Here is a 22,343-nt window from a genome sequence, read left to right as displayed (position 1 = left end):
AAAAGGACGTGACCGCCATGGCCCGAAAAAATCGATCAGACGCCTTGACCCCGGAAAGCGTGTTGCAGACCTTTCGCAAGGCCCGCACACCCCTGGCCTACGCCGAATTGTCCCAACTCCTGGGAGTGGAAAAGCGGCATCGCGACGATCTGGACGAAATGTTGAACCAACTGATCCGGGAAGGTCGGATCATCCGGATGCGCGACGCCTACGGCCTGGCCGAGACCATGCGGATCATCACCGGAGAGTTGGAAGTCCAGCGCTCCGGGGTAGGGTTCGTGCTCCCGGAGGACAGCCGCGGAAAGGACGTCTTCGTGAGCAGCCGGGACCTGGGCGACGCCCGCCACGGCGACAAGGTGGCCGTGGCCCTGATGCCCAAACGCCGCGGCCGCAATCCCGAGGGCCGGGTAGTCCGGGTGCTGGAACGGCGGACCGAGATCTACGCCGTGCGCATCCTGGACGCCAGAGGCCGGGGCCAGTGGCTGGCCCAGGCCACGGACCCCAAACTGGGCTTTCACCTGCTCCTGACCTCTTCCGACCCGGACCTGCAACCGCGCAAAAACGACATCGTCCTGGCCCGGATCGGCGAGCGGTTGGAGGAGCATCTCTGGTCCGGCTCCATCAAGTCCGTGCTGGGTTCGGAGATCAGTCTGGACGTCCAGGAGCAACTGGTCAAGTTCAACCATCACGTGCCCGCCGAATTTCCGGAGGCCGCCCTGGAGCAGGCCGAGGCCCTACCCGAAAAACCGGCGCAGGAGGACTTCAAAAACCGCAAGGATCTGCGCGAACTGCCCCTGGTGACCATTGACGGTGAGACGGCCAAGGATTTCGACGACGCGGTCTGCGTCAAGAAAATCGCTCAAGGTTTCACCCTCTGGGTGGCCATCGCGGACGTGGCCCATTACGTCGCGCCCTCCACCCCTCTGGACGATGAGGCCCGGGAGCGGGGCAATTCCTATTACTTCCCCAAATCCGTGGAACCCATGTTTCCGGAACGTTTGTCCAACGGCCTGTGCAGCCTGAACCCCGACGAACCCCGCCTGGCCATGGTCGCGGAGATGGATTTTTCTCCGGACGGCAAGATCCTGCGGTCCGACTTTTACGAGGCGGTGATCCAGAGTCACGCCCGCCTGACCTACGAACAGGTCCACGGAGCCCTGGAGGAAGACGACCATTCCGTGCGCCGGGTTATGGGTTCGCTGCTGCCCATGCTGGAGCAGGCCGCGACCCTGGCCCGGGCCTTGAAGCAGCGCCGACATGGCCGGGGCAGCCTGGATTTCGATCTGCCGGACCCGACCGTGCTCCTGGATGTCCAGGGCGAAGCCGCGGACATCCAGTCCCGGCCCAGGCATTTTTCTCACCAGATCATCGAGGAGTTCATGATCGCGGCCAATGAGGCCGTGGCCGAATTCCTGACCAAGCGCAAGCGGCCCATGCTCTACCGGGTGCACGACCAGCCGGACCCGGACAAGCTGCGCGCTCTGTCCAAGGTCCTGGAACGGACCGAGTTGGACGTGAGCTTGCCCAAGAAAGGCGAACCGGCCGACCCCAAAACCTTGCAGGCCATTCTGGCCGCGGCCCAGGACACGGACATGGAATTCCTGGTCAACCGGCTGCTCCTGCGCAGCCAGATGCAGGCCAAGTACAGCCCGGAAAACCTCGGCCACTTCGGCCTGGCCTCCACCTGCTACGCCCACTTCACCTCCCCCATCCGGCGCTACGCCGACCTGGAGCTGCACCGGGCCCTGAAAGCCGTCCTCTCCGGGCTTGGCCCGAAAATCTCCTTAAAACAGCTCAAGACACTTGGCGATCAACTGAGCATCCGGGAGCGCCGGGCCATGGCCGCGGAGCGGGAGATCCTCAAGCGGGTCACGGTGATGTTTCTGCTGGACCGGGTGGGCGAGGAACTCTCCGGAGTGATCTCCTCCCTGACCGACTTCGGCTTTTTCGTGGAGCTGTCCGACCTCCTGGCCGACGGCATGGTCCGGCTGTCCTCACTGACCGACGACTATTACGCCTTTTTCCCGGAGCGCCATGAACTGGTGGGCCGACGCACCGGACGGACCTTCCGGATGGGACAGAAGGTTTCCGTAATCCTGGAGGACGTCAGTCTCTCCCGCCTGGAGATCAACCTGACCCTTAAGCCGGAGAAGTCGCCGGAGGAAACCGCGTCCAAACGGGCCGCCAAAGGCTCCAGTCGAAAAGGCGCCCAAAAAGAAGACCAGAAAAAAGCTCCCCCAAAAGCCCCAAAGAAAGCCCCAAAGAAAGCTCGGGCAAGCGTCCCGAAAGATTCTCCGAAAAGCGGCCGGAAAACCGCCCGAAAACCCGATCCATCCCGCCGTGGTTGATCAGCAATCGTTCTCCCGCCCGCTGCTGGACTGGTTCGCGGGCCATGCCCGGGATCTGCCCTGGAGAAGGACCTACGATCCCTACCAGGTCTGGATTTCCGAGGTCATGCTCCAGCAGACCCAGATGGATCGGGTGGTGGGCTATTTTCAGCGCTGGACCGCCGGGTTTCCGGACGTCCGCGCCCTGGCCGCGGCTCCGGAGGACAAGGTCATGGCGGCTTGGGAGGGGCTCGGCTACTATACCCGGGCGCGCAACCTGCTCCGGGCGGCCCGGCACGTGGCGGAAAATCTTTCCGGAATCCTGCCCCGGGACCATGCCGACTGGCTGGCCTTGCCCGGAGTGGGCCCGTACACCGCGGCCGCGGTCTGCGCCATCGCCCACAACCAGCCCCATGCCGTGGTGGACGCCAACGTGGGCCGGGTTCTGGCCCGTGTGTTCGACCTGGACACCCCAGTCCGGCAACGGCCCACGGCCAGGTTCATCGCCGAACAGGCCCTGACCCTGACCCCGCCGGGACAAGCCCGGAACTTCAGCCAAGCCTTGATGGAACTGGGCGCCCTGATCTGCCTGCCCCGCCGACCGCGTTGCTCCTTCTGCCCCCTGCATGACGTCTGCGAGGCCCGCCGCCTGGACATCGTCCTGGAACGCCCGGTCCCGTCCAAGGCCGTGACCACCATCCCCATCGACGTGGCCACGGGCGTGCTCATGGCCCAGGGACTGATCTACATCCAGAAGCGACTCGAAACCGGGGTCTGGGCCGGCCTGTGGGAATTCCCCGGCGGGACCATCGAAGGCGCGGAAACCCCGGAACAAACACTTATTCGCGAATACATGGAAGAAACCGGCTTCGAGGTGAACGATCTGCGCAAACTCGCCGTGATCCGCCACGGCTACACCAAATACCGCGTGGCCCTGCACTGCTACCACTGCCGCCTGAACGACGACCACCCCAAGCCCCCGCCCATCCTCACCGCGGCCCAGGAATACCGCTGGGTCCGCCCGGACGAACTCAACCAATACGCCTTCCCCGCCGGCCATCGCAAACTCATTGACCAAACCTTCTCATGACATTCCCCGGCCATCTTGGAGACGGGATAAAAAACACCTCCAAAACACTTGCCAAGGCCTGTAGTTTTGGATAGAACCTCAATCTTTCGCCGCCGAGGTAGCTCAGTCGGTAGAGCAGGGGACTGAAAATCCCCGTGTCGGCAGTTCAATTCTGTCCCTCGGCACCAGGAAAAATCAAAGGGTTTAGGCCAAACGGCTTAAACCCTTTTTTATTGCGGTCAAGCCCAGCGCCAATCGTAATCATATTTTCTCCTGGCAGTGTGATTGACAACTCCATTTTCACCTGTAAATGGAGTTATGTATGCCAGAATAATTGAGCCGCCAGGAAGATTCACATGGCTGAGAACTGATAACCTTCCTTGTTTCCAGCATCATTGCCTTTCTTTACATTCTGAAATGCGGCCATGGCAGAAGTAACCATGCCTGCCAAGTCCGCGATATTTCCTGGAATGATCATCGTGTTTGAAGACTTGGCCAGTTTTCCGAATTCTCCGACATACTGCTCGGCCACCCTCAGGTTTGCGGCGTTCTGCCCACCCGGCATTTCCAGTTGCTTGGCAATCGTGCTCAATCCGTCAGCGGTGGCCTGGGCGACGATGAGTATCTCCTTGGCTCGCCCTTCAGCTTCATTGATGCGCTTCTGCTTTTCGCCCTCGGAGCGCAGGATAGCATCCTGCCTGTCACCTTCCGCCCTGTTGATCGTGGCCTGACGCTCACCTTCGGATCTTGCGATGGCGGCCCGCTTTTCCCGCTCTGCCGTCATTTGGGCCTCCATGGCCTTTTTCACGGACTCCGGCGGCAGAATGTCCTTGACTTCATAGCGCAAGACCTTCACGCCCCATGCCTGCGCAGCCTGGTCAATGGATTCGACCACCTGGCTGTTGATGGTCTCTCGCTCCTCGAACGTCTTGTCCAGGTCAATGCGGCCAATGCAGGACCGCAAGGTCGTTTGCGCCAGTTGGGATGCGGCCATGCGGTAGTCGTTGATTCCGTAGGCCGATTGCTTGCTGTCCACAATCTGTAGATAGATAAGGCCATCAACCTCAACGGTCACATTATCCTTGGTGATGCATGTTTGGCTGGGAATGTCGAAAACTTCTTCCTTCAAGGTGAACCTGTAGGCGACACGGTCGAGAAACGGGACGAGAATGTGAAAACCTGCTCCAAAGGTGTTGTTGTATTTACCGAGCCGTTCCACGATATATTCACTTTTTTGAGGGACAATAACGGCTGTTTTCAGGAGAACAAGAACAATAAAACCGGTCAGAACCAAAAGGGCAATAAGGGTTGCGCTCATCAGGAACTCCTTTTAGATTTTGCGAACTTGAAAGGTTTGGCGTGAATTCCCGGCATAACCGATAATCTCGACTGTTGCTCCTGCCTCGACAATTTCGTCAGCCACGGCGTCCCAAGCAGTTCCACGGTGCTGAACCCGACCTGGTTGTGGCGGATTGATGTCTCTCAAAACCTGAACCCGTTCACCATAAGGAAAATCGTCAAAGTCCTTGTCGGTACGATCAGCCGTTACACCCCGAAATATGCCCATCATCCATTTTCGCAGCATCACAAGCGAAGAGATGGTCACAATGAGAAAGATAACAAGTTGTTGTGGAAGAGGGATATCAAACACAAGGAGTGCAAGGGCAACTCCAAGGCAGCCGATGCCAAAAAAGAGAAAAATGAAAATTGGCATAAACAATTCGAGGGTTGCAAATGCAATTGCGGCGAGAAACCACGGCAACCACGAGGAAATCCATGCATCTGGGAGCATATAGTAGCCTTGTTAAAAAATGATAAGACGGATGGGATGGTTTATCGGTGAAACTAAGTCTACCTTGAACCATGCATGTGGTTCATGGCAAGCTGCAAAAGCGTCTTCCCAAACGGTCACATAAAGGTCGACCTTTCTTCAGGTGACAGTGATGCCTGCCAGGGGGCAGCTTATCGTATTCGCCCAGTCCTCGCGAACAGGGCCGTTCAACTCGAAACCCCTGTGTCGGCAGTTCAATTCTGTTCCCTCGGCACCAGGAAAATCAAAGGGTTTACAACAATTGTTGTAAACCCTCTTTCTTGCCTTATCGATTGTCCCGCCTCTTTCCCGCTTTGAGGGCGCGCTCTGCTTCCCCCTCCGGCCCCTCCCTGTTTCAATCAGGGACCAGCCGTCGGTTTAGATACTCGCCCTCGCTGCACCGCAAGCACCAGTGTGGTGAATTGAGACAAGAACGAATGAAACGTTCCGATACAAAAAAATCAATGATCCAAAAGAAAGAACCTTGGCTTGCCATGGACATCTTCAGGACAACACATCACCCCCGGTACACCGTTCCCGGTAGATCCGGAAAAAAGCCCCTGGTGTCCAGGACCGGCGCTTTCAGTTCGGCCGGGACGAGGGTCTTATACTCCGCGTGGGCGGTGCACAGGATGATCAGATCGTACTCGCCGTCCACGGGACTGGACGTGCGTCCGGCGTATTGGGCGTATTCCCGGCTGGGACGAATGACCGGTACATGGGGGTCGTTATAGAGAACCAAGGCGCCCTTTTGCTCCAGCAAGGCCATGATCCGATAGGTGGGGGACTCGCGGTCGTCGTCCACATCGGCCTTGTAGGCCAGACCCAGGAGAAGAATTTTAGAGTTTTTAAGCGGTTTGGCTCGGTCGTTGAGCACGTCCGCGGCCCGTTGGACCACGAAGGAGGGCATGGAGGTGTTGATCTCCCCGGCCAATTCGATGAATCGGGTGGCCACGTCGTACTCACGAGCCTTCCAAGTCAGGTAGAACGGATCGATGGGAATGCAATGCCCGCCGAGACCGGGACCGGGGTAGAAGGGCATGTAGCCGAAAGGCTTGGTGGAGGCGGCCCGGACGACCTCGAAAATGTCAATGCCCATTTTCATGAAGGCCGTCTTCAGTTCGTTGACCAGGGCGATGTTCACGCTGCGAAAGATGTTCTCCATCAGCTTAACGGCCTCTGCCGTGCGCGTGGAGGACACCGGCACGACATGGTCGATGACCTGTCCGTACAGGGCCAAGCCCACCTCAAGACAGGCCGGGGTGCTGCCGCCGCAAATCTTGGGGATGGTCCGGGTCTGAAAGTTCGGGTTGCCCGGGTCTTCGCGCTCCGGGGAGTAAACCAGGAACACGTCCCGGCCCACGACCTGCCCGACCTGTTCAATGCGCGGCCGCAGTTCCTCCTCCGTGGTTCCGGGATAGGTGGTGGACTCCAGGGACACGGCCTGCCCGGATCGCAGGTGCGGCAGAATCTCCTCCAGGGAGGCCAGCACGTAGGAAAGATCCGGCTCTCGGTGTGCGTTCAGGGGGGTGGGCACGCACAAGATCAGGGCGTCAGCCTCCCGAGCCCGGGAGAAATCCGTGGACGCATCGAAGGCTTTGGCATGGACGGCATCCTGAATCGGGGCCGAGGGAATGTGCTTGATGTAGCTCCGGCCGGCCAAAAGCTGGTCGACTTTGGCTTGGTCGATGTCCAAACCCAGGACGCGATATCCAGCTTCCAGATATCGCAAGGCCAGGGGCAGGCCCACATAGCCCAGGCCGATGATCCCGATGGTGGCTTGGCGGGCGGTCAGTTTTTGCAGCAGGGTGGTTTTGATCATGGGAAAGCCTGGGTGCCTGATTCATACGCATCAGGGCCTTGGTGTTGCCGCGGTGCGGCGTGGAATGCGGGGAGTTGGTCATGAGTAGCTCCAGACAAAGCGATAACGCGACTTTTGCCTGTGAGAACGCCAGTTACTCAAATGCCGATAACACCGCAACCGCATCCCACTCTCCCCTCCGACATTATCCAAACCGACCGGTGATATAATCCTCGGTGGCCCGTTGCTTGGGCTGGGTGAAGAGGGTGATGGTGTCCATGTATTCCACCAGGTTGCCCAGGTACATGTAGGCCGTATAGTCCGAAACCCGGGCGGCCTGCTGCATGTTGTGAGTGACGATGATAATCGTGTATTTTTCCTTAAGCTTGAAGATCAGGTCCTCGACCTTGGCCGTGGAAATGGGATCCAGAGCCGAACAGGGCTCGTCCAGGAGAATCACTTCCGGCTCAATAGCCACGGCCCGGGCGATGACCAGGCGCTGCTGCTGCCCGCCGGACAGGCCGAAGGCGTTTTCGTGCAGCCGGTCCTTGACCTCGTCCCACAGGGCCGCGCCGCGCAGGGCGTATTCCACCACCTGGTCCAGTTTCTTCCTGTCGTTGACCCCTTGCAGCCGCAGACCGTAGGCCACGTTCTCGTAGATGGACTTGGGAAAGGGGTTGGGCTTCTGAAAGACCATGCCCACCCGCCGACGCAGTTCAGCCACGTCCACGGTCCGATCGTAGATATTCTCGCCGTCCAGCTTGATGCTGCCCTCGATACGACAGATATCGATCAGGTCGTTCATCCGGTTGAAGCAGCGCAGCAAGGTGGACTTGCCGCAGCCGCTGGGACCGATGAAGGCCGTGACCCGCCGGGTGGGGATCTTCATGGAGATGTCCTTCAGGGCTTGGTCCTTGCCGTAGTAAAGCTGAAGGTTCTCCACTTCCAGGGAAAACGTTTCCTTTCTGAAATCCATTTTTTCTCGCGGATTGTCGGCGAAAAAATTGGCCATGACACCATGGGGCGCCGGGGTGTTGTTCGTGGTACTCATATCACCTTTCCATAAGCTGCGTGGTTACGGTGGGGGTGCGGTTCAATGTCGGTTCGACGACCGGGCGTTGATCACGACTTGCCGTTGTAATGAAGAATTATCCGCAGTCCGTTCAAAAACCTCAAGTGCAAGAAGCAAGAAAAGTTCAAGATCGAAGCGTATTTATTGATACGTGAGAGTTTGAACTTTTTGCAGCGACGCAGCAATTGGGAGTTTTTCAACGGACTGCTAATCGCTTTCGCTGCGGTACTTCTCTCGCAGATAATTGCGGATGGTGATGGCCGTCAGGTTCAGGGTGATGATGATCAGCACCAGGACCAGGGCCGTGGCGTAGACCAGGGGCCGGGAGGCCTCCACGTTGGGGCTCTGGAAACCCACGTCGTAAATGTGGAAACCCAGGTGCATGAACTTGCGCTCCAGGTGCAGGTACGGGAAATACCCGTCCACCGGCAAGTTCGGGGCCAGTTTGACCACGCCCACCAGCATCAGCGGGGCCACCTCCCCGGCGGCCCGGGCCACGGCCAGGATCAACCCGGTCATCATCGCCGGGGTGGCCAGGGGCAGGACCGTGCGCCAGAGCGTTTCGGCCTTGGTCGCGCCCAGGGCCAGGGAGCCGTGGCGGATGGTGCTGGGTATCCGGGCCAGCCCTTCTTCCGTGGATACGATGACCACGGGCAGGGTGAGCAGGGCCAGGGTCAGGGAGGCCCAGACCAGCCCCGGCGTGCCGAAGGTCGGTGCGGGCAGGGAGTCCTGGTAGAACATCCGGTCCAGGTTGCCGCCCACGAAGTAGACGAAAAAGGCCAGGCCGAACACCCCGAAGACAATGGACGGCACCCCGGCCAGATTGTTCACCGAAATGCGCACCAGACGGACTATGGGCCCCTGCTTGGCGTACTCCCGCAGATAGATCGCCGCCAGCACGCCCATGGGCGTGACCACGATGGACATCAGGATGACCATCAGCACGGTGCCGAAAATGGCCGGAAAAATCCCGCCCTCGGTGTTCGCTTCCCGAGGAAAGCCGCTCAGAAATCCCCAGACCATGGTCACGTAATGGCCCATTTTCTGAACCAGGGACATGTCGTTGGGCCAGTGCACGTGGACAACGTTGGCCAGGGGAATTTCCACCTGGCGACCATCCATGGACTCAGCCACCAGAATGTCCCGGCGCATCTGTTCCAGCAGATCCAGCCGACGGGCGTTGATCCCCGCGTACTGGCGATCCAGTTCGTCCCGCTCTGCCTGCAATTCGGCCAGTCGTCGCTGGATTTCCGCGGACTCCATATCCACGTTCCGCTCCAAGCCGCGTTCAGCCAATCGAATCCGCTCAAGCTGCCTATTCAACCCGCCGATCTCGTAGCGTTCGATCTGGTTGATTTCCCCGGCCAGTTCGTTGGCGCGGTCAACGAGAGGTAAAAGCTTATCCTTGCCGGCGTAGCCTTCGGCGATCACCACTCCGTCCTGCTTGACCTGGTGGAGAAACCCGATGAAATCACCCCATTCCCGACGCTCGACGACCATGGCCTCCCGAGGAGTGGTCCACTCGGAAACCAGCGGCTCCGGGTACCAGTAAAAATCCCGGCCGGTCAGATCCCGGTTGCCTTGCTTGATCAGAAAACGCTGGGTCAGGTCCACGTCTTCCGGAATCAGATGCCCGGACTCCCGCAGGACCAATCCGGTAACATTCTGGGAACGCATCGGGTTGCCCAGCACGCGAATCGTGGTCTCCGGGTCGGGATGATATTCGAACTCCACCACCGGGGCCGGCCAGAAGTGACCCAGCCCGCGCACCGCGATCAAGGCCAACAGGCCGAAGACCATGATCATGCTCAGACTGATCATCCCCCCGGTCAGCCAGATCCAGGGGGAACCGCTTTTGAACCATTGACGTGTATTCATCCCGTTATCCTACGCTTCACATTGTATCTCGAATGAATCGAAATCGTGATCGTAATCGACTCCGAACAAACTTGACTCCAGACGTGGCGAAAACTTTTTGCGATACCGAATCGATTTCGATTGCGATTTCGATTTCGGTTGATGCTGTAATCGATTGGCAACCGGCACTTGGATCTACAGCGAACTATACTTCTTGCGCAGCCGCTGGCGGACAATCTCCGCGGCCGTGTTCACGATGAACGTGAGCACAAAAAGCACCAGGGCCGCCAGGAACAGAATCCGGTAGTGCGTGCTGCCCACGGCTGTTTCCGGCAGTTCCACGGCGATGTTCGCGGACAGGGTGCGCATACCTTCGAAGATATTGAAGTTCATCACTGGACTGTTGCCCGTGGCCATGAGCACGATCATGGTCTCGCCCACGGCCCGGCCGAAACCGATCATGATCGCCGAAAATATTCCCGGACTGGCGGTGAGCAGGACCACACGGGTCACGGTCTGCCAGGGAGTGGCCCCCAGGGCCAGGGAACCCTGGGTCAGATGTTTGGGCACATTGAAGATGGCGTCCTCGGCTATGGAGAAAATGGTCGGAATGACCGCGAAACCCATGGCCAGCCCAACCACCAGGGCGTTGCGTTGGTCGTAGGTGATGCCCACATCCGTCAGCCATTGCCTGGCGCTGCCGTCGAAGAACCAGATTTCAATGTGCGGGCTGAGCGTGACGCAGACCCACCCGAAGACCAGAATTATGGGTACGAGCATGGCCGCTTCCCAGCCGTCCGGAACCAGCAGGCGGATGCGAAGGGGCAACCTGCTCCAGGAAAAGGCGGTCAGCAGCATCATCAGAGGCATGAAGACCACGATGGAAAAGACGGCAGGCAGGTTGCTCTCCACGAACGGCGCCAGCCACAACCCGGCCAAAAAACCGAGAATGACCGTGGGCAGGGCCTCCATGACTTCGATGGACGGTTTGACAACGGCCCGCAGCTTGGGGCTCATGAAATATGCCGCGTAGATCGCCCCGAGCACGGATAGGGGCATGGCGATGAGCATGGCGTAGAACGAGGCCTTGAGCGTGCCCAGGGTCAGGGGCATCTGGCTGAACTTGGACTCGAACTCGTCCGAAGCCGACGAGGACTGCCAGACATAGTCCGGTGCGGCCCGGCCTTCGTACCAGACTTTTTGCCACAAGGCGCTGAACGAGTACTCGGGGTGCGGATTGTCCACATCCAGCAGGTGCAGATTCTGAGTCTCGTCCAGGGCCAACAGAGCCGCGTTGGTCGGGGAAAAGGCCAAAGTCCGGATGGGCGAGTCCGCCACGGGTTTCAGCAGCAGGGTCCGCTGGGAGGTGGGATAGTGCAGTCCCACGACCCCGGTGGCGTCCGCCGCGGCAAACCCCTTGCGAGTGTACTCCGTGGCCAGGATGGTGATCGGAGCAGCATGGCGGTCAAAATCCCGAACGTGCGTGATGAAGTATTCGTTCTGTTCATTCCGGACCAAAAAATATTGGCTCAAGGTTCCGTCGGACCGGCCGACGATGAGGGAAACCGTACCAAGCAGGAAGTCCACGGCGGTGATGGACACGGATGCGTCCGGAACCACCTCCAGACTGTGTGCCGGTCCGGCCTGAGACGGTTGACGCAGATCGTAATAGTGCAGCTTGCCGTGCGTATCGGCCAGGAACAAATTGATCATGTTCGAGGAGATCAGCACGTCCACGACCTCGCCCGGTGCCGGCCCGAGATCGTGCTTGGTGGTGGTGACCACGGTCTCTCCGGTCAGGAAGGACGTCCGGGTGGCGAGCTGAACCAGGAGCACCCGGTCGTCGTCCGTCACCGTTGCCACGGCCGTTCCGGCGGCAGCCCGCTGCACGGCAATGCGGCGCAGTGGACGATTCGAGGGATCCACCGGGACGGGTTCGCTGCCGAATGGAAAGGTCAATTTGGGAACAATGGTCCGGACATTGCCGGTCCAGTCCAGCTCGAACTCATGGCGGACCAGGATGGCCGTGCCGTCCGAAAGCCCCAAAACAACGAGATTGGAACGCGGTTCCCCCTCACCGAAGGAACGGATCTCAACGCCTTCCGGTACCGGAACAACGACCTTCTCCATGGGCATACCGGTGGCCAGCTCGAAAAAAAGCACCTCGCCGTTGCCGCGATACCGGACACCGACTTCCTGGTACCGATCCATATCCAGCAACAACGTGCGTTCCTCCGGCCCTCCGGGGACGACATACGCGGTATTCGTCTCGATCTTGGCCGGAGCGAAAATCGGGACCAGTTCGATGAACAAGAAGATGAAGATCAGGGCCAGGGCCAAAACCACGCCCATTCCACCGGCACTGATGAAATATTTGGCGGAAACGTCCTTGGTCGTCCGGTATTTCCGCAACGAGGCGCGGGCCGTGGCGTCGGGCATGGCCCCGAACAGCTTGTCCAGGTCATGCGTGGGAGTTGAAGAAGATGAGCCGTTTTTCATGATGCGTCGCTTCCTGTACACGATGCGAAAGCCGAATGGAGGTTCCGATGACGATTCGTCGAGAGAGAAAAAGCCGCCCCATGCCGGAGCATGGAGCGGCGTCAAGCGGATGGTTCGGGAAGGCCTACAGTCCGATTTGGGCGCGGACCTGGGCGGCGACGGTTTCGGGCAGCGGGATGTACCCGTCGCGGACCACGACTTCCTGGCCCTGCTTGGAGAGTACCAGGCGCAGGAACTCCCGCTCCACCGGAGCCAGCGGCTCGGTGGGATTCTTGTTCACATACAGAAACAAACCGCGAGCCAGCGGGTAATTGCCGGAGGCGGCGTTTTCCGCGTTGGGTTCGTAACAGGTTCCGCCCATGTTGATGGACGCGGCCTTCACCCCGGAGGTGATGTAGCCGATACCGGAATAGCCGATACCGTTGATGGACTCGGTCACGCCCTGGACCACGGAGGCGGAGCCGGGTTGCTCGTTGATGGTCGGCTTGTAGTCGCCGCCGCACAAGGCCACGTCCTTGAAGAAGCCGTAGGTGCCGGACACGGCGTTACGGCTGTAGATGGTGAAGTCGCGATTGGCCCAGGCGCCGGTCAGGCCGACCTGCCCCCAACGGGTGACGTCTTCGCCGTGACCGCAGCGACGGGTGGCGGAGAAGATGGCGTCAATCTCGGGGATGGACAGGCAGTCCAGGGGGTTGTCTTTGTTCAGATACACGGCGATGGTGTCCACGGCCGTGGTCACCTTGACGGGCTGGTAACCGTAGCGCTGTTCGAACTGCTCGATTTCCGTGGCCCGCATTTCCCGGCTCATGGGGCCGAAATTGGCCGTGGCTTCGATCAGGGCCGGCGGGGCGGTGGACGAACCGGCACCCTGGATCTGGATGTTCACATTGGGGTAGTAGCCCTGGAAAGCTTCAGCCCAGAGGGTCATCAGGTTGTTCAGAGTGTCCGAGCCCATGCTGGACAGATTGCCGGAAATACCGGAAACCGGGGTGTACTCGGGCAGGGCCGGGTCAACTCCGGTTTGAGCCGACACATTGCCCGCGGTCAGCATCCCAAAAAGCATGATAGTTGCTAAAATCTTCCGCATAAAAGAGATTCCTCCTGTTCATTTGTGGCGATTTCGACCCGCCGACATGGCGAACCGTCCAAGGCCATTTTCCATGACCGTGAACATAGGAGGGAATTGTTACAACAATATGACGGGAAGATGACATTTGTCCGAAGAAACGCGACGACTCGAAGTTCCCGGTCCGACCTGGGAACGAAAAAAACGAAGGGAAGAATAAAGGAGGAGGAAAAGGGAGAATCCGCATCTCGGGAGCCGATGGCGGATCAAAGATTCAATCGAAGTAATACCCCATCATCAAGACCAGGGAATTCACGCCTCGATTGTCCTTATGCAGTCCGGCGTTGGACAGGTGGTGCAGGCGCAGGGACGCCCAGATTCGGGATTGGTTATGGCCGGGGAATTCGACGCCGATCCCGATTTGGGGGTTGAAATTCAGCCGCGAGCCTTGCCCGGCGACTTTGTGCTCCGAGTACATCACCCCGACACCGGCCTCTCCGTAAGGACGGAATAGGGAACCGCCCAAACCGTCCAGGTAATAGAGGGCCACCCCGCTCACCGAGGCCAGCCCTTGCGAAGAGCCTTCCGTCGTACCGCCCAGGCTCGCCTCGATCTTGAAGCGCAACGGCTCAGGCGCCGCATGCGGCCAGATGTCCTCGTAATCGAAAAGCATGAATCCCGTGACAAGGGCGAAATTCCTGGCGTCTCCGGGGTCGTAGGCCAAGCCGTATCCCAGGCCCAAGCCCATGCGGGGAGGCAGGCGCAAAGAGTGCTCACCCCCTCCGAGGGTGGACGATTCGGCCCGAGCCGTGAGCGCGGAGGCCCCCAAAAACAGGATGGCAATCGCAACGACGGCCAACGCCGTCATGATCCAAGACCGCGGCCTTGGATCACGAACCAGCCAGGACAATCGTCCCATATTCCCCTCCTGATCCATACTTGAGGCAGGCGACCCGGGAAACTTCCCGAAGCGCTCCGGAATACCCATTATCGTGCCGCATGTGGTCCGCGAAGGACGGGCATCCCTCCCGGATGGCCATGCCGGCGACGGCGAGATCAAAAGCCTGGCCAATGGGCAGACTGCCGTAGGCCGGGGCGCAAGCCGCGATTGCCAAAGGGTTTCGCCCTGCCGCTTCCAGAACATGCCGGTACCGGAACCCGGTGGCCTTGTGTCCGTCAGCCCCCAAAAGCAGGAGTGTCCCCGGAGAGTCCGGCTTGCTTGGCGATCCATCGAAAAAACCATCAAAGTTTTGATGGTCCTCACGGCCCATGCCGACATTCACAACATGACCGTACGCGCCCGAACGGCCAGGCTCTGATCGCTCAAGCACGAAAAAGGCCGCCCCCTCGCCCAGGACGGCGGTTTGCCGGTCAAGCTCCAGGGGCATGACAGGCTGACCGGCAGCTTGCGGCCCGAAAAAACGCGACCAGCAATATCCGCGCACCGGGCAGTGCTCATCCACGGCCCCGAAAAGCACCCTGTCCACCCGGCCTTCCGCCAGCCATTGCCCGGCCGTGAGCAGAGCCGATACCGTGGACAGCTCGAACTGGCTGACTGTCAGGCAGGGACCGGTGATCTTCAGCAGAATGGAGATATGGGCCGCCGCGGCGTTGTGCACGGAGTTGGAAAAATGGGTCGGCGACGCGCAGGCGTCACCGTCGTGAATCACGGAGTCGAGGAAGGCGAAGGTGGTGGCCGCCGCGCCGTAGCCCGTGGCCACGATGACGCCGGTCCTTTCATTTTGGCTATCCAATGATCCGGGCCCGGAAAGCCCCGCGTCCCGCAAGGCCAGGCTCGCACCCAGCAGAGCCAGACGGGAGAGGCGGTCCACGCGGCGCAGGGACCGCTTGGGAACGAACTCGTCAAGGGCCGTCAGATCGGCCTGAAATGCCGGGACGCTTTCCATCCCCTGCCTCCCCTGGAATTCGGGCCCACCGACCACCGGTGACCGTTTCCCCTCCACGGTCAGCCGCAACTCACCCAACCCGACCCCGAATCCGCCGACAACCCCGATGCCCGAAACGGCAAGGGGCGGCGGGAAAGCAAGAAAATTCGTGTGTAATGACGTTTCACGCATGATAGCCGCGAAGTTTATGCAATGACGGGATTCTGGGCAAGAGATTGCGATTCGGGCCTTTTGCATGTTTCGACATGGCAGGATTGACGCCGGTGATCTGGTTGTGGCACTCGACAAGGCCGAGGAGATCGTGGCGGCGACGGTGATACGGACCTTCAAGGCTTCGCCCCGCCTCGAAAAATGACCGCTTCATCTCACCCCTAAAATCAACAGGAGGACCATCCCATGACCATGCAGGACCGTGCACCCGCTAACCGCATCATTCAAGGCCGTTGGCTCGCTGCGATGCTCTTACTGTGCTTCGTCCTTGTTTTGCTCTCCTCCTGTCGCTCCACCGGCTCATCAGGGCAGATGACAAGCGCCACTTCGGAAATCCGGTACACCAAGTACAATATTCACGCTCAACAGAGCCGACGGGACATCAAAGCCAGTTATGCCGGCTATGTCGACTCCGGGGACGGACATTTTGTTATCCCCGCGGGGTCGAAAGTGATGTTTCCCGGCAAGGGGCAGCGGTGGAGGAACGGTTTCTGGTTCACCGTGGCCGACACCGGACAAAAGGTGTTTTTCGAATTTCACCGAGGCCGGATGGGCATGGGCGAACACGAGTACATCGAACTGATCACGTCCGGTTCACCCGTCTCCCTGGACCGCTTTTCGGAGCAGGACAGGAAAGGAATCAAGACCGGTAAAGTATACACCGGCATGACCAAAGAGGGAGTTCTCACTGCCCTCGGCTATCCGGCCAAACACAGAACGCCCTCTCTGGAAAGCAATACCTGGATCTATTGGCGCAACCGCTTCATGACCATGGGCGTGGTGTTTGACGGCAACGGACGGGTCGTCTCCATAACCGATTAGTCGATATCCGTTCGGCTCTTCATATTATGGACATCACTCCCATCGCCCTGATCACCGGCGCGAGCAAGGGCATCGGCGCGGCCACGGCCCTGGTCCTGGCCCGTGACGGGTTCGACATCTGGCTGAATTATCGCGGAGACCATCACGCGGCGGCGACGGTGCGCGAGGCCGTCGTCGCCCTGGGCCGGAACTGTCGGCTGTTGCCCTTTGACGTGGCCGATGCAAACGCGACGACCGCCGCCCTGGAACCGCTTTTGGACGAGGCCACGCCTTTTGCCGTGATTAACAACGCCGGATTCACGGCGGACACCCTGATGCTGACCATGGACTTCGAGCGGGAGTGGAAACGGGTGCTGAACGTGCACCTGGACGGTTTTTTCCTGGTCACCAAACTGCTCCTGGCCAAAATGCTGCGCAAGCGCCGGGGCCGGGTTGTGAACATCGTCTCCACGTCCGGCCAGGCCGGTATGGCCGGCCAGGTCAACTATTCCGCGGCCAAGGCCGGACTCATCGGCGCGACCAAGGCCCTGGCCCAGGAGATGGGCAAACGGAACATTTTGGTCAATGCCGTGGCCCCGGGCTTCATCCAGACCGACATGACCACCGACCTGCCCTGGGACGCCATCCTGCCGAAGATTCCCCTGGGCCGAGTCGGCCGGCCCGAGGAAGTCGCCGAAGTCGTCTCCTTTCTCTGTTCCGCCAAGGCCACATACATCACCGGCCAGACCATCGCGGTCAATGGCGGGATATACATGTAAACGCCATTCGGCCAAAATCCATGATTTTTTTTGGTTGAAAAAGGACAAGGTTGAAGGTTTGGAAAGCGCGGCATGAGGCAACACCTGACTTCCCTTTCAACCTTGAACCTTCAGCCTTCAACCTGTATTTCCTCTTGAATCTAAGCATGCATCAAGCGGCCATCACCGGCGTAGGGATCGTCTCTTCCTTGGGCAACGACGCGGATTCCGCGGCCCGGGCCCTGTATGAGGGCAGGTCCGGAATCAGCGTAGATCTGGAACGGATAAAGTTGGGCTTCAGAAGCGCCTTGACCGGCCTGATTCGCGGGTTCGACCCCGCCAGACACCTCAGTCGCAAACAGCGCAAGACCATGCCCGAGTTCGCGGTCCAGGCCCATGCCGCGACCATGGAAGCCCTGGCCATGGCCGGGCTGGACCCGGATGATCTGCGCAACGACCGCACCGGATTGGTGTTCGGATGCGACTCCAGTTGCCTGGCCGGCGTGGAACAAGTGGACATGCTCCGTGAACGCCTGGACACGCGGTCCATCGGCAGCGGGCATATCTTTCGCTCCATGACCTCCACCATCACCATGAACCTGAACACCCTGCTGGGCACTCGGGGCGCCTGCTGGACCATCAGCTCGGCCTGCTCCAGCGGCGGGCACGCCGTGGGCCAGGCCGCGGACCTGATTGCCTCGGGCCGTCAGGACCGGGTGCTCTGCGGCGGAGCTCAGGAAATCAACTGGCAATCGGTGTGCAGCTTCGACGGCCTGGGAGCCTTCTCCACCCGCATGGACCGACCCCAAACTGCCAGCCGCCCATTCGACGCGGACCGGGACGGTCTGGTACCCGGGGGCGGCGCGGCGACCCTGCTGCTGGAACGGCTGGATATGGCCCGCAAACGCGGCGCTCAGGTGCTCGGTCTGGTCCGCGGATACGGCTTTTCCTCGGACGGGGAGCATATCTCCGTGCCCAGCGGCGACGGCCTGGAACGGGCCATGCGCATGGCCCTGAGCGAGGCGGGCTGGAACCCGCCGGAAGTCGACTATATCTGCGCTCACGCCACGTCCACGCCCGCCGGGGACTCCGTGGAAGCCGAAAGCATCGCCCGGCTTTTCGGAACACCCACCCCTCCCGTCTCCTCGCTGAAATCCATGACCGGCCATGAACTCTGGATGTCCGGCGCGGCCCAGGCCGTCTACTGCGTACTCATGGCCCGGGAAGGCTTCATCGCCCCGAACATCAACTTCGAACGCCCGGACCCCGCCTCGGCCAAACTGGACATCGTCACCGAAACCCGCCCCGCCCGGCTGCGCCACGTACTTTGCAACTCCGCCGGCTTCGGCGGGACCAATGCCTGTCTGGCTTTGGGTTTTCCGGAATGAAGTTCGACCATATCGTTATCGGCTCGGGTATTTCCGGGCTGGCCTGCGCCGTCATCCTGGCTCAGAGGGGGCGCCGGGTGGTCGTGGTGGAGAAGACCGGTCAGGCCGCCCCGCTGCTCAAGGGGTTTGAGCGCAAGGGCCTGCATTTCGATACCGGGTTTCATTACACCGGCGCGTATGGCCGGGGCGAGGTTCTGGACGTCTATTTTCGCTGCCTGGGGATCGAGGACGGGCTGACCAAGGTCCCCTACGACACCGACTGCTTTGACGCGGCGCGCTTTCCTCTGGACGATTTTTCCTTCGGTTTTCCCCAGGGGTATGACCGGCTCCGTCAGCGGCTGCACGCGGATTATCCTGGGGAAAAGGCCGGAATTGACGCCTATCTGCGGATCGTGGCCGAGGAATTTGACCGTTCCCCGCACCTGAACCTGGACCTGCCCTTTGACGCCGTCGGCGCGTTCAATCCCCTGCACGAGCAAAGCGTCGCGAGTTGTCTGGGTGGGCTGTTCCGGGACGAACGGCTGCGGGCCCTGCTGTCCCTGCACTTTCTGCTGTACGGCGTGGAGCCGGGCCAGGCCTCCATGGCCCTGCACGCCCAAGTCTGCGGCTCCCTGTATCAGTCCGTGCATGGGATCAAGGGTGGCGGCAAAAGCCTGGTCGCGGCCTTGACCCGCCGTCTGGAAGAGTTGGGCGTGGTTCTGCTGACCGGACGCAACGTCAAGCGAATTGAAGTTGCTTCCGGGCATTGTCGTGGCGTGGCGTTGGAAGACGGCGAGGTTGTCCGGGCGGATGCCTGCATCGCCGCCATCCACCCGTGCTCCCTGCTGTCCATGGTTGATGAAGCGGCCTTTCGCCCCGCCACCAGACGTCGCTTTCAGGCCTACGAGGAAACTTCGTCGGGCTTCATGTTTTCCGCCGCGGTGGATACATTTCCCAATATCCTGGATCGCAAGAATCTGTTTCTCTGCCCGGATCTGGGTCTGGACGGATATTGCCAGCCCGACCGGCCTATTGAGAAGCGTCCGTTTTTTCTGGCCGCCGCCGGAGCGGCCGACGGCTCCTCCGCACGAGGAATGATCCTGCTCTGTCCGGCGTCCATGGAGGAAATGCGGCCCTGGCTGAACTCCGGCCCACGAGATCGTCCGGAATCCTACCGGACGATGAAACAGGAACTGATGAACCGGGTTCAGGCCCATGTATTGAGGATGGTCCCGGAAATCGGCTCCATGACCATGCTGGACTGCGCCACCCCCCTGACGTTCAGGGATTGGGTCAACATTCCCTCGGGCAGCCTCTACGGGATCAAACAGAAGCACGGCCAGATCGCTCCGTCTCCCCTGACCAAGATCAAGGGCCTGTTGCTGACCGGCCAAGCCCTGACCGGCCCAGGGGTTCTGGGCGCGACGATTTCCGCCTTTCTGACCTGCGGATTCATCCTGGGGCCGGAAACACTGCGCAAGGAGGTCCAGCAATGTCGTTGAACCGGGTGGTCATCACGGGCCTGGGCGCGGTCTCGCCCTACGGCGTGGGCGTGGAGACGCTGTACGCGGCCATGGCCCGCGGCCAAAGCGCGATAACCGAGCATCCGGACCTCAAAGCGATCAAGGGCTTGCGCTGTCACATCGCCGGGCTCGTTCCGGAGCTGGATGCCAGGGAGATTCCCAGAAAACACCGCCGCACCATGTCCCGGATGTCCGTCTTCGCCATGCTGGCCGCCATGGAGGCCCTGAAATCGGCCCGGATCGACGAGTCGTTGCGCCGCTCCGAACAGACCGGCGTGATCATCGGGACCACCGTGGGCAGCCCTCAGACCCTGCAGGATTTCTTCGCGGAGTATTTGCGGGAATTTTCCATCGAGCAGGTCAAGTCGTCCCTGTTCTTCAAGATCATGGGCCACACCTGCGCGGCCAACGTGGCCCAGGCCCTGGGCATCGGCGGCCGGGTCATGGCCCCCTCCGCCGCCTGCGCCACCGGAGTGCAGGCCATCGGCCTGGGCTACGAAGCCATCGCCCTGGGCCGACAAGGGATCATGCTCTGCGGCGGTGCCGAGGAACTGCATCCGTTGACCGTGGGCATTTTCGATATTATCAACGCGGCCTCCACCGGATACAATACCGATCCGGGCAGATCGCCCCGACCATTCGACGCCCGGCGAGACGGCACGGTTTGTTCCGAGGGCGGCGGGGTTCTCGTTCTGGAATCCCTGGATTCCGCGCTGGAGCGAGGTGTCCCGATCCTGGCCGAAATCATCGGGTTCGCCTCCAACTCCGACACCACGAACATCTCCACCCCGGACCCCGGTCGGATCGAGCAATGCATGCGCCTGGCCCTGGCCGACGCCGGGCTGGAACCCGGTCAGGTCGACTACGTCAACGCCCACGCCACGGCCACGGAACTGGGCGACCCGGCGGAATGCCGGGCCATTGCCCGGCTCTTCGGCGACGCCGTGCCCGTCAGCGGTTTCAAGGGCCACCTGGGGCACACCTTGGCCGCCAGCGGAGCCCTGGAATTGATCGCCGTGGTGCGCATGCTCCAGGACGGTCTGTGCCTACCGACCTTGAACCTGGACCAACCCGACCCTGAATGCGCCATGGTCCGCCATGTCCGGGAACCGGAACCCCGCATTATGGATATCGCCGTCAAAAACAACTTCGCCCTGGGCGGAGTCAATGCCTCATTGATCGTAAGGAAATTCGCCGAACATGCAGCAAGACATCCAGAAAGACATTATTGATACCGTAAACACCGCCCTGGCCGAGGAATTCGAACTGGACGCGGAGGCCATGAAGCCCGAGGCGCACCTGTTCAACGAACTGGGGCTGGACAGCCTGGATGCCGTGGACATGGTCATCGTCCTGGAGAAGGCCTTTGGCTGCAAGCTCCGGGACGAGCAGGCCATCCGGGAAATCCGCACCCTGGGCGACCTGTACGCCTTCATTGAGACCAAGCGCAAGGAACTGGAATGACCGAGGTTCCCCCGCCGGAGGCCGCGCCGCCCGCGGCTTCACGGCGCCTGGGGCCGTCAGCGCTGGTGATGAGCGCGGTGGTTTATCCTCTGCTGATCCTGCAAACCCTGGCCTTCGTTCTCCTGGCCCCGATAGTCCTCCCCCTGGCCCGCCTCGCCACCGGCCGTCCCTTGGACCGGATCGTACGGTATTTCATCCGGTTCTACGGCCAGGTCTGGATAGTCCTCATCGCCCCTTTCACGCGCTTTGAAAAAATCGACTTGGCCCTGGACCGCTTTCCCCAACCCTGTATCATCGTCCTGAACCACCGCTCTCTTTTCGATATTTTCTGCATGGGGGCCCTGCCCTTCAGCAACGGCGGGTTCGCCCTGCGGTCCTGGCCGTTCCGGATGTTCTGGTACGCCCCGTTCATGCGCCTAGCCCGTTACGTGGACATGGAATCCCTGGGCCGGGAGGAAGGCTTGCTCCGCTGCCGTGAACTCCTGGCGGAAGGTATTTCGTTGATGTTTTTCCCGGAAGGCCACCGGAGCCGGGACGGCCAACTCGGCAGGTTCTATTCCGGGGCGTTCAAACTGGCCGTGGAGACCAACACGCCCATCGTGCCCGTCTGCATTTCCGGCACGGACCACCTCCTGCCGCCGGGCGCCCTGCTCATGGCCCCGACTACCATCCGCCTCCAGGCACTACCGGCAGTTGATCCGTCCGCCTTCGCCGACGAATCCGGACACGTGGCCCTGCGCAAGACGGTCAAGGCGGCCATGGCCGAGGCACTTGAAAAACAGCGGTGAGAAAACGGGTCGCTGAGCCCGGAT

At 60.6% G+C, this 22,343-nt stretch carries 18 protein-coding genes and 1 tRNA gene; 10 read left to right on the top strand and 9 right to left on the bottom strand.

Translation table 11 applies throughout. The features are described from left to right. Positions 1-17: 17 nt before the first annotated feature. The 3 genes from rnr (at position 18) to AC559A_RS05015 (ending at position 3,584) form a co-directional block, all read left to right on the top strand. A complete protein-coding gene (gene rnr / locus AC559A_RS05025) occupies positions 18-2,348 on the top strand; it encodes a ribonuclease R (RefSeq protein WP_498816596.1) in 2,331 nt (776 codons plus the stop codon). Continuing rightward, on the top strand, positions 2,341-3,417 hold the full coding sequence (gene mutY / locus AC559A_RS05020) for an A/G-specific adenine glycosylase (RefSeq protein ID WP_498816594.1): 1,077 nt from the start codon (positions 2,341-2,343) through the stop codon (positions 3,415-3,417). The genes rnr and mutY overlap by 8 nt, the downstream gene beginning before the upstream one ends. A 91-nt stretch (positions 3,418-3,508) precedes the next feature. Beyond that, a tRNA-Phe gene (locus tag AC559A_RS05015) sits at positions 3,509-3,584 on the top strand. A 164-nt stretch (positions 3,585-3,748) separates the two neighbouring features. Here AC559A_RS05015 and AC559A_RS05010 read toward each other — a convergent pair. From AC559A_RS05010 to AC559A_RS04970, 9 genes are all read right to left on the bottom strand, one after another. After that, the gene (locus AC559A_RS05010; RefSeq protein ID WP_498816592.1) at positions 3,749-4,714 is read right to left on the bottom strand and encodes an SPFH domain-containing protein; all 966 of its coding nucleotides are present in this window, start codon (positions 4,712-4,714) and stop codon (positions 3,749-3,751) included. 12 nt (positions 4,715-4,726) lie between these two features. After that, on the bottom strand, positions 4,727-5,188 hold the full coding sequence (locus AC559A_RS05005) for an NfeD family protein (protein ID WP_498816590.1): 462 nt from the start codon (positions 5,186-5,188) through the stop codon (positions 4,727-4,729). Between the two features lie 535 nt (positions 5,189-5,723). Next, entirely contained in the window at positions 5,724-7,028 is a 1,305-nt protein-coding gene (locus tag AC559A_RS05000; RefSeq protein ID WP_498816588.1) for a nucleotide sugar dehydrogenase, read from the bottom strand. 184 nt (positions 7,029-7,212) lie between these two features. Continuing rightward, positions 7,213-7,983 (bottom strand): phosphate ABC transporter ATP-binding protein PstB, encoded by a 771-nt coding sequence (pstB, locus tag AC559A_RS04995; protein ID WP_245590115.1) that lies wholly within the window; start codon positions 7,981-7,983, stop codon positions 7,213-7,215. 303 nt (positions 7,984-8,286) lie between these two features. Beyond that, positions 8,287-9,957, bottom strand: coding sequence for a phosphate ABC transporter permease PstA (gene pstA / locus AC559A_RS04990; protein WP_498816587.1), 1,671 nt, complete (start codon positions 9,955-9,957; stop codon positions 8,287-8,289). 174 nt (positions 9,958-10,131) lie between these two features. Beyond that, on the bottom strand, positions 10,132-12,435 hold the full coding sequence (locus AC559A_RS04985; protein ID WP_498816585.1) for an ABC transporter permease subunit: 2,304 nt from the start codon (positions 12,433-12,435) through the stop codon (positions 10,132-10,134). A gap of 124 nt (positions 12,436-12,559) precedes the next feature. Further along, positions 12,560-13,522, bottom strand: coding sequence for a PstS family phosphate ABC transporter substrate-binding protein (locus AC559A_RS04980; RefSeq protein ID WP_084032161.1), 963 nt, complete (start codon positions 13,520-13,522; stop codon positions 12,560-12,562). Positions 13,523-13,775: 253 nt separating this feature from the next. Beyond that, complete coding sequence (locus AC559A_RS04975) at positions 13,776-14,420, bottom strand: acyloxyacyl hydrolase (protein ID WP_498816583.1); 645 nt, start codon at positions 14,418-14,420, stop codon at positions 13,776-13,778. Next, positions 14,392-15,579, bottom strand: coding sequence for a beta-ketoacyl synthase N-terminal-like domain-containing protein (locus AC559A_RS04970; protein WP_498816582.1), 1,188 nt, complete (start codon positions 15,577-15,579; stop codon positions 14,392-14,394). The genes AC559A_RS04975 and AC559A_RS04970 overlap by 29 nt, the downstream gene beginning before the upstream one ends. Positions 15,580-15,804: 225 nt before the next feature. Between AC559A_RS04970 and AC559A_RS04965 the strand changes: the two genes are divergently transcribed. The 7 genes from AC559A_RS04965 to AC559A_RS04935 all read left to right on the top strand — a co-directional run bounded on the left by AC559A_RS04965 (position 15,805) and on the right by AC559A_RS04935 (position 22,319). Beyond that, complete coding sequence (locus tag AC559A_RS04965; protein WP_498816581.1) at positions 15,805-16,440, top strand: hypothetical protein; 636 nt, start codon at positions 15,805-15,807, stop codon at positions 16,438-16,440. Between the two features lie 26 nt (positions 16,441-16,466). Next, positions 16,467-17,198, top strand: a complete 732-nt coding sequence (fabG, locus tag AC559A_RS04960; RefSeq protein ID WP_498816579.1) for a 3-oxoacyl-ACP reductase FabG — start codon at positions 16,467-16,469, stop codon at positions 17,196-17,198. A 146-nt stretch (positions 17,199-17,344) separates the two neighbouring features. After that, positions 17,345-18,565 carry a beta-ketoacyl-[acyl-carrier-protein] synthase family protein gene (locus AC559A_RS04955; RefSeq protein ID WP_498816578.1) on the top strand — a complete coding sequence of 407 codons (1,221 nt, stop codon included), beginning with the start codon at positions 17,345-17,347 and terminating at the stop codon, positions 18,563-18,565. Further along, entirely contained in the window at positions 18,562-20,046 is a 1,485-nt protein-coding gene (locus tag AC559A_RS04950; protein WP_498816577.1) for a phytoene desaturase family protein, read from the top strand. Before AC559A_RS04955 ends, AC559A_RS04950 begins: the two co-directional genes overlap by 4 nt. Then, on the top strand, positions 20,037-21,299 hold the full coding sequence (locus tag AC559A_RS04945) for a beta-ketoacyl-[acyl-carrier-protein] synthase family protein (protein WP_498816575.1): 1,263 nt from the start codon (positions 20,037-20,039) through the stop codon (positions 21,297-21,299). The genes AC559A_RS04950 and AC559A_RS04945 overlap by 10 nt, the downstream gene beginning before the upstream one ends. After that, positions 21,268-21,531: an acyl carrier protein gene (locus tag AC559A_RS04940; RefSeq protein WP_028573487.1), complete on the top strand. Its 264-nt coding sequence runs from the start codon at positions 21,268-21,270 to the stop codon at positions 21,529-21,531. Before AC559A_RS04945 ends, AC559A_RS04940 begins: the two co-directional genes overlap by 32 nt. Next, positions 21,528-22,319 (top strand): lysophospholipid acyltransferase family protein, encoded by a 792-nt coding sequence (locus tag AC559A_RS04935; protein ID WP_498816574.1) that lies wholly within the window; start codon positions 21,528-21,530, stop codon positions 22,317-22,319. Before AC559A_RS04940 ends, AC559A_RS04935 begins: the two co-directional genes overlap by 4 nt. Positions 22,320-22,343 lie beyond the last annotated feature (24 nt).

The organism is Desulfonatronum zhilinae (assembly GCF_900182865.1).
GTDB lineage: Bacteria > Desulfobacterota > Desulfovibrionia > Desulfovibrionales > Desulfonatronaceae > Desulfonatronum > Desulfonatronum lacustre.
Note: the sequence above shows the minus strand (reverse complement) of the source record. Positions and strands in the feature narration are given on the sequence as shown.